Source organism: Mucilaginibacter inviolabilis (genome assembly GCF_011089895.1).
Taxonomy (GTDB): Bacteria; Bacteroidota; Bacteroidia; order Sphingobacteriales; family Sphingobacteriaceae; genus Mucilaginibacter; species Mucilaginibacter inviolabilis.
The window spans coordinates 2,368,757-2,380,796 of sequence record NZ_JAANAT010000001.1; the positions used below are offsets into that span (position 1 = coordinate 2,368,757).

The following is a 12,040-nucleotide window of genomic DNA, read 5'->3' on the forward strand; positions in this document are numbered from 1 at the left end:
AACAAGGATTTCCTATTTGCGCTCGTTCTCTTGCACTCATTACAAACAAGTTCAAGATTTATTTTCGCTTTGTCTTGATTCTTGACTCTTGATTCTCAACTCTAAATAATAGCGTTACCTTCGGCCCGCGCTATCCGCTCATACGCCACAAGGCATTAGCCACGGGCCGGTATCCGCTGCTATCGCTAACGCGGCTTAATTATTGAATTAGTGATTTAGTGAATTATTGAATTTTGTTTGAACCATGATTAACTCCGTTGAGGGCTACGCCGTTTTTAGGATTGTAGGATTACATGATTTCTTCATTATTCGATTAAACTCATTTGTCATCCTGAGGAACGAAGGATCTATTCTTAAAATGCATATCGTTTAATAGATGCTTCACTCCGTTCAGCATGACAAACATATTGTAAAAGACTCTCCTTCTTTCCCCCGTCAGCAGATAAGCTTCGGGCGAAAGCGGGCAGAACAATGGTGGACTGTGCGGCCGCGGGGCATAGCAAGTTTTTGCTGAAGCCAGGGGAAGTGAGCGAACGAAGCAGGGCAAAATAATTGCAGCCCTGGTTCTGTCCGTTTTGCAGGGCTAAGGCAGTGAGCGCAAAGAAGCCTCTCTGCTGACTTGATTTTTGGTTACTTTTCATCAAGGAAAAGTAACTGGCCCTCCCGCGGCCAAGAGCGGGTATACGCCAGGTAAAGCATCTCTACTTGCACTCGTTTGCACGAGTAATAAGTTATTCTATAAATTACGCTTATCCAAACTACCGTTTTTATAGATGTATACTTCGTAGTAATGCTTATTTAAACTATATACCTCTTCCAGTAAAATTTTGTCAGCATCCTTTGCAATAGCATTAACCACTTGTTGTTTATCGGCAGGCAGATCTTTCAGCGCAATAGTCCGTTCTATCTCAAAACACTCGTCATATTCAAACTCCATTGCAAAATTACTTTGCCGCCAGCGCACCTTTGTTTCCAGTCCTTTATCCATCCGGTAAGCTTTAACACCCACGGCTTCATCACGGTACAGGGTAAAGCCCGAATTAACCAGCATCACCACACCAGAAAGTACCATGGCCGTAAAACCTATGCGTCGAAAAGTTTTTTCTGTAAAAAAAAGTAATAAGCGCTTCATGGCCTGGGCAGAGATAACCGCGGCGACAGAAATAACTACACCAATACCCAATGCCTTTATACTCAGCAAACCAAATAAGCTATACAGGATAATTTTTAAAATATGGAGCAGTAGTTCGTTTGCGGCCCGGGTGGCTACAATTTCTTCTTTGGTAAGACCATAAGTAAGATAAAAGCGATTGAACAGTAACCCAACAGCACCGGTAAGTCCCGACAGAAAACCGGTAGCCATACCAATAATACAGAGTACCCATTTGCGGTTATGGGTCTGCTGAGGCTTATTAGGAGTTGGTTTAAAAAGAAATGGAATATTAACCACCAGGAACAGGCCGATAAGCAGCTCCAGCAATACCGGGTCAACACTGCTCAGTAACCTGGCCCCAAGCCATACTGCAGGTAAAGCAGGCGGCACAAACCAAACTACAATATCCCAACGGATGTTTTTACGAAAAACCGCCATACGCGAAACACTGCTTGCCGCTGTCCCGACAGACAATGCCGCCGGAACCTGTGCTGCCGGTAATACCCAGCCCAGCACCGGTAATAAAATAAAGCTGGCGCCGCCACCACAAACAGCACTCAACGCAAATGCCGCTACTGCCACAATAAATATTGGTATGAATAAAAACCCCATTATGTTATCTTCTGCTATCTTTTATAGTTTTTGCTAAAGTATATTTAGAATCTGTATTCATATTGTAAAGCAGTTCTTTTTCCGCCAGGTGCAGTTGATTTTAAGCATATATTTTTGTATATTTACTACAATCAACAGCCCGGTTTCCTATCAAAAAAGGAAAACCGGGCTGTTTAGTTAAGGCGAAATACAAGCCAAAAATTGCCCATTTTGAAATCAAATATCTGAATATCAATTATTTATTACTTTTTAAAGTTTAAAAAACTCATCAAAACCACGTTAAAATTTGTTAAAAAGTGTTAAAATGAGGTTTTTTCGATCGATTTTAAGCCCATTTCACCCCGTTTTTGAGCAGAAAATTGTTAAAATTCAGGGTTTAAAAAGTTTTTCAGCACCCCTCTTTATTTTCTTTAAAATAATTTAAAATGTTTTTAACACTCAATCGTCTTTATCTTTAAAGGAGTGAAAAAAATTGATAACCGCCATAATGCCCGACGATAAGAACAGCCACATTATACATACCATAAAAGCGTATGGTAAAAGCCTGTTGGGTTTTATTCGCCGGAGGGTAAAAAACGATGCCGATGCCGAAGATATTCTGCAGGATGTCTGGTACCAGTTTAGTTCGGTGATCAATTCAGAACCTATTGAGCAAACCAGCGCCTGGCTTTACCGGGTAGCCCGCAATAAAATAACCGACAAGCACAAAAAAAAGACGGAAACCCTGTTGGATGATATGCTTACCGGCGAGGACGAGGAAGAAGATACGGCTGATTTTAAGGCTATTCTATTCACCGAAACCAGCACTCCCGAAACGGAATATCTGCGCAACCTGTTTTGGGACCAGCTATTTATTGCACTCGACGAGCTACCCAACGAGCAAAAAGATGTATTTGTATGGCACGAACTGGACGACATGTCGTTCCAGGAAATTGCCGACATCACGGGCGAAAAAATGCAAACTCTGGTATCGAGGAAACGATACGCGGTGCTGCATCTGCGTAAACGCTTACAACAATTGTATAAAGAAATAACAGAATATTAAAGGATGGCGGGCACAATGCCTGTCGCACAAAAAATTAAAGATTAAGAAAATGAGAAAAGCATTTTATAGAGGGCGTTTTATATTTATTCCGCTGGCAGTCGCCGCCTTCCTGTCGCTCATCAGCTTTGTAGTGATGCAGTTGTGGAACAATTTATTACCCGATATTTTGCATCTGGGTACTATTACCTTTTGGCAGGCCATGGGCATATTTATTTTATGTAAGCTATTATTTGGCTTTGGCAAAGGTGGCGGCCGTCCCGGCTGGGGGGGTGGCAAATTTATGCGTGCCCGCATGGCCGAACGCTTTAAAAACATGAGCCCCGAGCAACAGGAAAAGTTTAAAGCCAAAATGCGCGACCGTATGTGTAACTGGGAAGATCGTGGCCATGGCTTTGGAAAGTTTGACCGTGAATGGAACGACTTTAAAACCGAAGGAGAAAATAAAGTAAGCGGAGAATAGTAGTGAGTGGTGAGTAGTGAATGGTGAGTGATATCAAATTAACATTCACTACTCGCCTCTGACTACTTCCTAATTCGCTAATTCACTAACTCACTAATTCAATAATTAAAATGGATGTGCTGGTATTTTCAACAAGCGTTAAAGAACAGCGTCAGGTGAGCCGGGTAACAACTCTACTCACCAAGATTCCCGCTATTATGCAATGGAACTTTGACCTGGAAGATTGTGATAATATATTGCGTATTGAAGCCGAAGGCGTATGCCCGCGCAAGATTGAAACGCTTTTACAAAAAGCAGGCATCCAGTGCCAGGAACTTCCATATTAAATGTTAAATCATGACAAATGCCCAGGAAAGAAAAGTCATTCGCTGGATACACATTATTTTGAGTATCCCGGTGGTTGGATATATTTATGGCCCGGTAGCTTCACTTCCACATGCCTCCGCCGCAGTTAAGTGGGTATTCTTTCCGGTTATTGTATTATCTGGCTTTTGGCTATGGAAAGGGCATTGGTTTAAAAAGCAGCTAAAAAAACTTTAGCCACTTACTATTTCCCTTTTGCGGGACTATTAATCTCAATCCAATACCCGTCAGGATCCTGAAAATAAAGCTGCAGAACGCCATCCGGTCTTAAAGTTGGCTCCTTGCTATCGCCTTTCCAGTTGCCATAAGGAATATGTAACTCATCAAGCTTTTTGGCAAATTCTTTTACCGAGCCTACAGCAAAGCAAAGATGCTCTGTAATATCGTGCTTATAAGTACAGTTACCCTGTATAGCGTGTAGTTTTACATGATTCCCAAGGCTATACCACTGGTGTAATGTATCAGCAAAGGGATTGGGTACTTTTTGTAAGTGCAATACTTCGGTATAAAATGCGGTGCTTTTTTTAAGATTGCGCACACAAATAGCAATATGATCAACTACGGGAACTGCGTCGGTTGCGGTTTGGGCCTTGCAAAAGCCAGGTAAAATAAATATCAGCAAAAATACACCCCATTTTAGCCTGTCGGTCTTATGCGAACTTAAATTCAAAAAAATGCTCATATGAAGTTTGGAGATTAAAGCCTAAAGATATAGGTTTAAAAGAAGTAGCAACTAAAGTCAGTGAATTGTTACTTAGCAAGATACCTGGGGATTAAAATCACGACCGGAAACATAATATACCGAATTGTGACGGTTCCAGTCATCTATATCTATTAGTCCGGGGCGGGTTTGATAATGTCTGTCGTCATTAGGACATTTAACCACATAAAGACCTGCCACATCAGCTTTAATCACAGGACGTGCCCCGCAAATTTTGCAAAGTTTGCAGCAAATCGATTTGGGTATGGTCAAATAGCCATTCATAGCAATTTTTACGGGTAAACTCATGATGTAGTTACCCGTATACCACAATTTACAGTATAATAATGAGCTTATGCGAAAGCATTTTATTCATTTAACAATACCAGAGTAACTTATTTAAACGTATTAGCACATCCATTTCTTTTATTATATTTAAAATCATTTAAATTTTATGCTCCCAACCTTACAACAATAACAAACATGAAACAAAGCTCCTCTACATACAAACCCAGTAAAGCTGCCACCATTTACGCAGCATCAGCCGGACTGGTAGTATGGTTTGCTTTGATATTACAGGTAAGCATCTCGATACCTGCTTATATGCAAGAAGGCTATAGCTGGGCCGGATCCTTTATACAAATACTCAGTTTTTTTACTATTCAAAGCAATTTAGTGGTTGGCATTTGTTTGTGGGCCTTATTATTAAAACCATCAAGCGCCTTTTACAAGTTTTTTTCAAAAGGATATGTACTTGGTGGTATCTGCCTGTATATTATAGTAGTTGGCCTTGTTTACAACATTATACTGCGTAGCTTATGGCATCCCCAAGGGCTGTTTAAATTGGCCGATGAATTGCTCCACTCCATAAATCCTGTATTATTTGTTATTTACTGGCTGATCTTTGCGCCACGGGAAAAATCAAAATGGGTACAATCCATAAGTTGGCTTTGGTTTCCATTCCTCTACCTGGTATACACACTTATCCGCGGAGCCATCACCCAACTTTATCCCTATCCCTTTATTAATGTGGTTAAATTAGGCTATGGTCATGTATTGATCAACTCATTAGTATTATTGGTTGTTTTTTTAGGCCTTGGGTTATTCCTTATTTTTATAAACCGCTTAATCAAAAGTAACGCTTGAGCCTACACTCAACTCCAGTAACATTGGTGTGACTAAACGCTGATATTTAAACTTTTAAAGATAAGGACTGTTCATTTTTATAACACCTATTTAAAACATAAGTATTATGAAAACTTCAATTTCCCGCTCCATAGCATTGCTTGTATTAGCGGCTATCGGCTTTAGCAGTTGTTCAGCAGAATATCGCGAAAGAAGAAGACACCATCATGACGAGGTAGTCCATGAACGTGTTATTTACAGAAACTAAGAAATATCCATAAAATAAGAAAGCCCCGCTTAACAGCGGGGCTTTCTTATTTTATGGTGTATTAACAGGTTAAAAATTTGTATATATTATTGGGTGCTCAATCGTTCCACAAATAACTTTTGTGAACAGATCTGGCAAGCTTATTTTCTATAAAAAAATCTTCTTTCTGCAAACACTCATTGGTGTGCACGTCTTCGTCGGCATTTACTTTTATTACACTGCCGGCCACTTGAGTAACTATACTTGATAAAGTAGCTACTTCGCTATCTGGTATTTGAATTGTTAATATTGCCATAATGGTAGATGTTTGATGTTAATGATTGATATTCAAAAATATGCAATTGCTATTTAGGCAATGTTTAAAAAAAGTAAAATTAGAGCCATAATTTAATGACAATTTTACATTTTTTGCATTTTATAACTCAAACGCATGGCTGGCTATATGTATTATGCCTGCCATAGCTTTGTTACGCATCTTTAACAAATTTTAACAACAAACTACTCTTTAGTCTTGGTAACCAGTACCCAATCAACAAACACTTTAGCTTCGCCAGCTTTTATTTTATTTACGGTGTTTTCTGAGATCCCATAATAGGGTTTAGTGATCTTGTTGTACCCTCCTGGATAACCTCCTCCTAAAGCAAAATTAAGGATGATGAATTTTTTATTGTCGAAAGCCCAACGACCATATTTTTCGACCATGGGCTTTGTTACCGTATACGTTACCTTACCATCAACTTTAAATATCAGGCTGGTTGGGCTCCAGTCGACCGAATAAATGTGCCATTGGGTAACATCAATGCCGGATGCAAAATGCGCCCGATATGCCAAAGGCGTATTACCAAAATAATTGGGACCATGCAGGGCGTGGCTCACCCAACTGGAATCGCCAACAGTTTCCATCATATCTATCTCGCCGCAATCAGGCCATTTACCATTTCCCAATGCCCAAAATGCCGGCCATAACCCTGCACCTGAAGCCATTTTCATACGTGCCGATGCCGTACCGTAGGTAAATTCCATTTTGCTGCGGGTATTTATCCGGCCCGATATAAAATCATACTTTTTTTGTTCCTTACTGGTAAAACCAGGTTTATACAGGGCTTTGAGTACCAATGCTCCGTTCACCGCACCGTCCGCATCCTTACCTTTTGCCATATATATGGTAGCTGTCGAATCAACGTAGGCCTGTTGCTCATCATTCACGGTATGGCCTGTAATCTCTACGTTCCATTTACTTCTGTCGAGATTTTGTTCATTAAAATCCTCAAAAAACACCGTATCCGTTTTGGTTTGCTGGGCGTTGGCATGTAAGGCCATTAATAAGCCTGCAGATAACAAGTAATATAGTTTCATTGCTATGTTTAATTATGGTCTAAAATACTGAGTTAGATTTAAGAGACAAGAATCAAGAGACAAGAAAACGCCATTTAGTTTTAGTAATACCATAATCTTAACACAGGCCTCTTGATTTTAATAACGATTCTTTTTTTAAATTGCAGGTTAATACCTATTGACATGCACGGCAGCGGTTTTTTAAAAGTGTTTCTTATTATTTCGGCTATCAGTTTATTATTCGACTGGTATATTTTTTCGGGACTTAAAACATTAAGTGCCGATTGGCCATCGCAATTGTGGCGTAACATCATGCTGTTTGGCTATCTTTTTATTTCTATTGGAATTGTTGCCTTGTTCCTCACCGGTCTTGGCAGTTTTACTACCGCCAACGGCATGCGTCCCTTTCATGAATGGGTACTGAGTCTGTTCATTACCTTTTTTCTGACCAAGCTTGTGTTTGTTATTATTTTATCGCTGGGCGATCTGGGCCGGTTCATTGTTGGCCTGTTCAAGCTCGCCAGTAATTCTGATACCAAGCCGGTGTTTCCAGCCCGTCGCAAGTTTATCAGTGAAATAGCCGTATTAGTAGCTGCTATCCCGTTTACCTCTATGTTTTATGCGATGTTCAAGGGTAAATACGACTATAAACTGCATCATACAACACTTTATTTTGAGGATCTGCCGGATGCTTTTGACGGCTTTACGATAACGCAGCTATCTGATATCCATTCAGGCAGTTTTGATAATACCGAAGCTATGCAGCGAGGCATTGATATGGCCAAAGCTCAAAAAAGCGACCTGTTTGTTTTTACGGGTGATCTGGTTAATAATGCCGCCTTTGAAATTGAACCCTACATTGACCGTTTTAGTCAGATTAAAGCACCTTACGGACAATTCTCGATATTGGGCAACCATGATTATGGCGATTATATCCACTGGAATAGTGAACAGGAAAAAGCCGCCAATCTGGATAAATTAAAGGAGCATCACCAAACATTAGGCTATCGCCTGTTACTGGACGAAAATGTGACCATTGAAAAAGATGATCAAAAAATATCGCTTATCGGTATTCAAAACTGGGGGCGTGGCTTTATACAGATAGGCAATCTAAGTAAAGCGCTGCAGGGTGTACCTAAGGACGCCTTTAAGATACTATTATCACATGACCCAACCCATTGGGAAGAACAAGTGCGTTATAACGAAACCAATATTCACCTTACCCTTTCTGGTCACACCCACGGTGCACAGTTTGGTGTTGAAATTTCGGGCTTCAGGTGGAGCCCTGTAAAGTATCGCTATCTGGACTGGGCCGGTCTGGCCAATGAAAAAAACAGGTATTTATATGTCAATCGTGGCTTTGGTTTCCTGGCATTTTCAGGTCGACTGGGCATATGGCCGGAAGTTACTGTTATTGAATTAAGAAAGAAGGCATAAACAGACCGATACCCATTTTTTATAAATTTCTGGGCATACTTAATATATCCAAAAAATGCTAAGACAAAAAATGGAAAACCACTAAAGCATAACGAACTATTCACCATCAATATTTCACAAAAACAACCCGTGAAAACACGGTACCCTATCCGTAAAAATACGGTGTTTTCACGGATTGACTCGTTGGCATTTATTTCAGAGTTTTAAAACATTCAAACCCTGATAATATTTAACGATGCCCTTACAAATAACCGGAGTAAATAGTACGATTGGTGAGCATGATAATCCTTATCTGGCTATTAACTCATTAGTGTGGATTGATGACTACACGCAAAATCGCGGAATTACTACAAGAGATGTGCTTTTTGACTGGATCAATGACAATGGTACAGCCTATGTTTTAGACGAGGAAGGAAACAAAGCCAAACTGCTTACTGCAACCACCAAAAGTGGCTATAAGTACGTAAAAACGGCTTTTGATGAAACAAAACCCGACAAGTTACTAAAACTACTGGCTACAAAATAGTAAAATACCTTAACCTTATCGTACTTGCACCCGTCACAAAAAATGATGGGTGTTTGTTTTTTATAGGGATATCACAATCAATCCCGCAGCCTGTTAGTCTCCCCTCCTAAATCAGCGTATCAGCATACAGCAAGTTTCGGGTTTAAGCGCTGCACTCCACTGCGTAATTTTGTGTAGAATACAAACGGAAGCAGGTTGATAAAATAACATTTATCAATGTAAAAAGTAAGGTATACGCTGGATTTTACTCCTTCAAGATCTAATTATGCTAAACTTTTAGCAATTTTTTATTTACATGACGGGAATAAGCAAAACTATTCATTGGGATGCCAAACTGCTTTTAACTACTTCAATATACGTTTAAACACTAAATAGATACATTTGTCGAATTAAATTCATTTTTTAATAATTAAATTGAATTTAATTCACATAATACTTAAAATTACAGAATGATTAACGAAACAGAAATCAATCTTGATAAAACCGACCTGCACATTTTACGCCTGATGCAGGAAAATGCCCGGATATCGAATGCCGACATGGCTCGCGAGCTGGGTATGGCGCCATCGGGTGTGCTGGAGCGTGTAAAAAAACTGGAGCAAAAAAATGTGATCCAACAGTATACTACCCGTATTAATCCGGCTGCCCTGCAGCAAAAATTACTGGCTTTTGTATTTATGAAAGCATCAGACGGACCAGGTTATAGTACTGCCACATTAGAGCTTGCTAAAATTCCCGAAGTACAGGAAGTGCATCATGTAGCCGGTGACGATTGCTATCTGGTTAAAGTACGCACTTACGACTCGGCTTCACTAATGAGTATTATGCGCAACCAGTTTGCCAAAATACCCAACATCATCAGTACACGCACCACCATAGTACTGGAAACGGTTAAAGAAGAACAACAATTAGTTATACCTGAAAAATAAACATCATCATGGCCTTAACACCTCAAAAATCCGCATCACCATTAATGGTTATCATCGCCTTTGCAACAGTTTATATTGTTTGGGGTTCGACATACTTTTTTATAAAAATGGCTGTCGATGGGTTTCCTCCATTATTGTTGGGTGCCCTTCGCTTTTTAACTGCCGGTATTTTGTTATTGACCTGGTGTAAATTTAAAGGCGAACAGATATTTATCAAACGCAATATTATTCATGCTGCTGTTACCGGCTTTTTATTGCTGGTAATCGGTAACGGCGCCGTAATTTGGGTTGAGCAAACGCTTCCCAGCGCTATGGTAGCCATTATGGTATCTTCAGCTCCTATTTGGTTTGTATTGTTTGACAAGCAAAACTGGCGTGTAAATTTCAAAAACACGTCCACCATTATTGGTTTAGTTATAGGCTTTGCCGGCGTTGTATTATTGTTTAGCGAACAAATACGAGGTTTGTTTGATTCCTCAACCGGGCTTTCTAAACTACCGGGAATGTTGCTGTTGCTCATAGGCGCCATGTCATGGGCATCAGGATCATTATATTCTAAATACAATAATACACAAGGATCTGCCTCGGTAAATACCGCCTGGCAGATGGTGGCCGCTGGTCTTATATTTTTGCCATCGAGTGTTTTAACTCATGAAGTGCAAAACCTGCAATGGCAAAACATCCCTACCCATAGCTGGTTAGCCTTACTTTACCTGGTAATTTTTGGCTCCATAGCCGCATTTAGCGCCTACGTGTGGCTTTTACAAGTTCGCCCGGCAACACAGGTGAGTACTTATGCTTATGTAAACCCGGTTATAGCAGTTATACTCGGTGTATTGTTCGCTCACGAAAGCATTACGTTATTACAAGTAGGTGGCCTAGTGATTATCCTGGGCAGTGTATTACTTATCAACCTAAGTAAATACCGCAAAGAGAAACAGGCTAAAATGGAACTGGCGTAAACCGGGAGTCAAGAGATTAGAATCAAGAGTCAAGAAAAACAACCTGGGTAATGTAATAGCCTACATCCTGATTCTTGACTCTAACTTCTTGCTTCTCTTCAATTCTCCCACTTTCCAAACTCAAAATATTTATTGATGTTGATGCTGATTTTAGCTCCCTTGGGGTATTTACCTCTATCATAATTCATTACCCGGAGGGTTACTCCTTCGCGTTCGATGATCAATTCTTCGTAAAAACCTTTGAACAGCACCTGCGTCACCAGCCACTTGATACCCAAAACACCTATCTTGATGTGCTCGGCGTATATAACTACCACCCCTCGCCTGCTTTTAATACCGCAAACTTTGGCCTGGGTAGAGGTAAGCTGACTGCAACTGGCCAGTATCTGTGAGGTATACAACAGTTTAGGAGAATGATATAATTGCTCGGGGCTGCCATTCTCCACAATCTCCCCTTCCTTCAGTACAATCAGTTCATCTGCCATCGACAGTATCTCTGCAGGATCATGTGATACCAGCACTACCGTAACCCCCCATGCTTGTACAATATACCTGATGTCATGCTGTAAACCTTCCCGGTAAGTAGCATCAACCTGGTTAAAAGGTTCATCCAACAACAATACTTCCGGGCGACTGATGAGTGCTTTGGCTATGGTTACACGTTGTTTTTCGCCGCCGCTTAACTTGCCATAAGGTTGCTCTTTCAACTGGTAAATATGAAGCATGTTCAATGCCTCGGTCACTTTTTGTATGGTGAGACTCTTATCTTCCTCCTGAAGCCCGGCACTCACTGTATCCCAAACAGATAATTGCGCATCTATATCGCTTCCGTTTTGGGTAACCAGGCGCATGACCTTATGAGCGTGCTGTAAGCCATGTTCGCGGCTTAAAACCTGCTCCTCCTTAAAAAACACTTCACCATGATCGGGTTGTAGATGACCGTAAAGCAAATTGAGCAAGGTGGTTTTACCACTACCACTTTCGCCTACAATAGCGGTAACTTTACCTTTGGGTATAAATATGGTTATGTTGTTAACACCGGAAGATTTATCACCAAAAAAGTTTTTGGTAACCGATATGGTTTCCAGTATCAGATCATCATTCATTTTGCAGGGGCATTTAAAT

At 40.4% G+C, this 12,040-nt stretch carries 16 protein-coding genes; 9 read left to right on the top strand and 7 right to left on the bottom strand.

The window, feature by feature from the left end:
* Positions 1–353: 353 nt before the first annotated feature.
* The gene (locus G7092_RS09605; RefSeq protein WP_166088598.1) at positions 354–641 is read right to left on the bottom strand and encodes a hypothetical protein; all 288 of its coding nucleotides are present in this window, start codon (positions 639–641) and stop codon (positions 354–356) included.
* Between the two features lie 95 nt (positions 642–736).
* Positions 737–1,735 carry a sulfite exporter TauE/SafE family protein gene (locus tag G7092_RS09610; protein ID WP_202985245.1) on the bottom strand — a complete coding sequence of 333 codons (999 nt, stop codon included), beginning with the start codon at positions 1,733–1,735 and terminating at the stop codon, positions 737–739.
* Between the two features lie 517 nt (positions 1,736–2,252).
* On the opposite strand from G7092_RS09610, the gene G7092_RS09615 reads away from it, so the two are divergent.
* The 4 genes from G7092_RS09615 (at position 2,253) to G7092_RS09630 (ending at position 3,810) form a co-directional block, all read left to right on the top strand.
* Positions 2,253–2,810: an RNA polymerase sigma factor gene (locus G7092_RS09615; protein ID WP_166088601.1), complete on the top strand. Its 558-nt coding sequence runs from the start codon at positions 2,253–2,255 to the stop codon at positions 2,808–2,810.
* Between the two features lie 49 nt (positions 2,811–2,859).
* Complete coding sequence (locus tag G7092_RS09620; RefSeq protein WP_166088603.1) at positions 2,860–3,270, top strand: hypothetical protein; 411 nt, start codon at positions 2,860–2,862, stop codon at positions 3,268–3,270.
* A 110-nt stretch (positions 3,271–3,380) separates the two neighbouring features.
* On the top strand, positions 3,381–3,596 hold the full coding sequence (locus G7092_RS09625) for a hypothetical protein (RefSeq protein WP_166088605.1): 216 nt from the start codon (positions 3,381–3,383) through the stop codon (positions 3,594–3,596).
* Positions 3,597–3,606: 10 nt separating this feature from the next.
* Positions 3,607–3,810: a hypothetical protein gene (locus tag G7092_RS09630; protein ID WP_166088607.1), complete on the top strand. Its 204-nt coding sequence runs from the start codon at positions 3,607–3,609 to the stop codon at positions 3,808–3,810.
* Between the two features lie 7 nt (positions 3,811–3,817).
* Here G7092_RS09630 and G7092_RS09635 read toward each other — a convergent pair whose 3' ends face one another.
* Positions 3,818–4,315: a VOC family protein gene (locus G7092_RS09635; protein WP_166088609.1), complete on the bottom strand. Its 498-nt coding sequence runs from the start codon at positions 4,313–4,315 to the stop codon at positions 3,818–3,820.
* A gap of 72 nt (positions 4,316–4,387) precedes the next feature.
* Complete coding sequence (locus tag G7092_RS09640) at positions 4,388–4,642, bottom strand: hypothetical protein (RefSeq protein ID WP_166088611.1); 255 nt, start codon at positions 4,640–4,642, stop codon at positions 4,388–4,390.
* 174 nt (positions 4,643–4,816) lie between these two features.
* Between G7092_RS09640 and G7092_RS09645 the strand changes: the two genes are divergently transcribed.
* Positions 4,817–5,479, top strand: a complete 663-nt coding sequence (locus G7092_RS09645; protein WP_166088614.1) for a Pr6Pr family membrane protein — start codon at positions 4,817–4,819, stop codon at positions 5,477–5,479.
* A 344-nt stretch (positions 5,480–5,823) separates the two neighbouring features.
* Here G7092_RS09645 and G7092_RS09650 read toward each other — a convergent pair whose 3' ends face one another.
* Together G7092_RS09650 and G7092_RS09655 are read right to left on the bottom strand one after the other, a co-directional pair.
* Positions 5,824–6,021 carry a hypothetical protein gene (locus G7092_RS09650; protein ID WP_166088617.1) on the bottom strand — a complete coding sequence of 66 codons (198 nt, stop codon included), beginning with the start codon at positions 6,019–6,021 and terminating at the stop codon, positions 5,824–5,826.
* Between the two features lie 203 nt (positions 6,022–6,224).
* The gene (locus tag G7092_RS09655; RefSeq protein ID WP_166088619.1) at positions 6,225–7,082 is read right to left on the bottom strand and encodes a glycoside hydrolase family 16 protein; all 858 of its coding nucleotides are present in this window, start codon (positions 7,080–7,082) and stop codon (positions 6,225–6,227) included.
* A 162-nt stretch (positions 7,083–7,244) separates the two neighbouring features.
* Between G7092_RS09655 and G7092_RS09660 the strand changes: the two genes are divergently transcribed.
* The 4 genes from G7092_RS09660 to G7092_RS09675 all read left to right on the top strand — a co-directional run bounded on the left by G7092_RS09660 (position 7,245) and on the right by G7092_RS09675 (position 10,915).
* A complete protein-coding gene (locus G7092_RS09660; RefSeq protein ID WP_166088621.1) occupies positions 7,245–8,498 on the top strand; it encodes a metallophosphoesterase in 1,254 nt (417 codons plus the stop codon).
* 235 nt (positions 8,499–8,733) lie between these two features.
* Positions 8,734–9,024, top strand: a complete 291-nt coding sequence (locus tag G7092_RS09665) for a DUF3892 domain-containing protein (protein ID WP_166088623.1) — start codon at positions 8,734–8,736, stop codon at positions 9,022–9,024.
* 449 nt (positions 9,025–9,473) lie between these two features.
* Entirely contained in the window at positions 9,474–9,953 is a 480-nt protein-coding gene (locus G7092_RS09670; protein ID WP_202985246.1) for an Lrp/AsnC family transcriptional regulator, read from the top strand.
* A gap of 8 nt (positions 9,954–9,961) precedes the next feature.
* Positions 9,962–10,915 (top strand): EamA family transporter, encoded by a 954-nt coding sequence (locus tag G7092_RS09675; RefSeq protein ID WP_202985247.1) that lies wholly within the window; start codon positions 9,962–9,964, stop codon positions 10,913–10,915.
* A 98-nt stretch (positions 10,916–11,013) separates the two neighbouring features.
* On the opposite strand, the gene G7092_RS09680 is transcribed toward G7092_RS09675, so the two are convergent.
* Positions 11,014–12,021, bottom strand: coding sequence for an ABC transporter ATP-binding protein (locus G7092_RS09680; protein WP_166088626.1), 1,008 nt, complete (start codon positions 12,019–12,021; stop codon positions 11,014–11,016).
* Positions 12,022–12,040: the final 19 nt, after the last annotated feature.

Coding starts and splice junctions, on each gene's coding strand:
- G7092_RS09605 (WP_166088598.1), bottom strand. CDS start 641: ATGAAAAGTAACCAAAAATCAAGTCAGCAGAGAGGCTTCTTTGCGCTC.
- G7092_RS09615 (WP_166088601.1), top strand. CDS start 2,253: ATGCCCGACGATAAGAACAGCCACATTATACATACCATAAAAGCGTAT.
- G7092_RS09620 (WP_166088603.1), top strand. CDS start 2,860: ATGAGAAAAGCATTTTATAGAGGGCGTTTTATATTTATTCCGCTGGCA.
- G7092_RS09625 (WP_166088605.1), top strand. CDS start 3,381: ATGGATGTGCTGGTATTTTCAACAAGCGTTAAAGAACAGCGTCAGGTG.
- G7092_RS09630 (WP_166088607.1), top strand. CDS start 3,607: ATGACAAATGCCCAGGAAAGAAAAGTCATTCGCTGGATACACATTATT.
- G7092_RS09635 (WP_166088609.1), bottom strand. CDS start 4,315: ATGAGCATTTTTTTGAATTTAAGTTCGCATAAGACCGACAGGCTAAAA.
- G7092_RS09640 (WP_166088611.1), bottom strand. CDS start 4,642: ATGAGTTTACCCGTAAAAATTGCTATGAATGGCTATTTGACCATACCC.
- G7092_RS09645 (WP_166088614.1), top strand. CDS start 4,817: ATGAAACAAAGCTCCTCTACATACAAACCCAGTAAAGCTGCCACCATT.
- G7092_RS09650 (WP_166088617.1), bottom strand. CDS start 6,021: ATGGCAATATTAACAATTCAAATACCAGATAGCGAAGTAGCTACTTTA.
- G7092_RS09655 (WP_166088619.1), bottom strand. CDS start 7,082: ATGAAACTATATTACTTGTTATCTGCAGGCTTATTAATGGCCTTACAT.
- G7092_RS09660 (WP_166088621.1), top strand. CDS start 7,245: ATGCACGGCAGCGGTTTTTTAAAAGTGTTTCTTATTATTTCGGCTATC.
- G7092_RS09665 (WP_166088623.1), top strand. CDS start 8,734: ATGCCCTTACAAATAACCGGAGTAAATAGTACGATTGGTGAGCATGAT.
- G7092_RS09670 (WP_202985246.1), top strand. CDS start 9,474: ATGATTAACGAAACAGAAATCAATCTTGATAAAACCGACCTGCACATT.
- G7092_RS09675 (WP_202985247.1), top strand. CDS start 9,962: ATGGCCTTAACACCTCAAAAATCCGCATCACCATTAATGGTTATCATC.
- G7092_RS09680 (WP_166088626.1), bottom strand. CDS start 12,021: ATGAATGATGATCTGATACTGGAAACCATATCGGTTACCAAAAACTTT.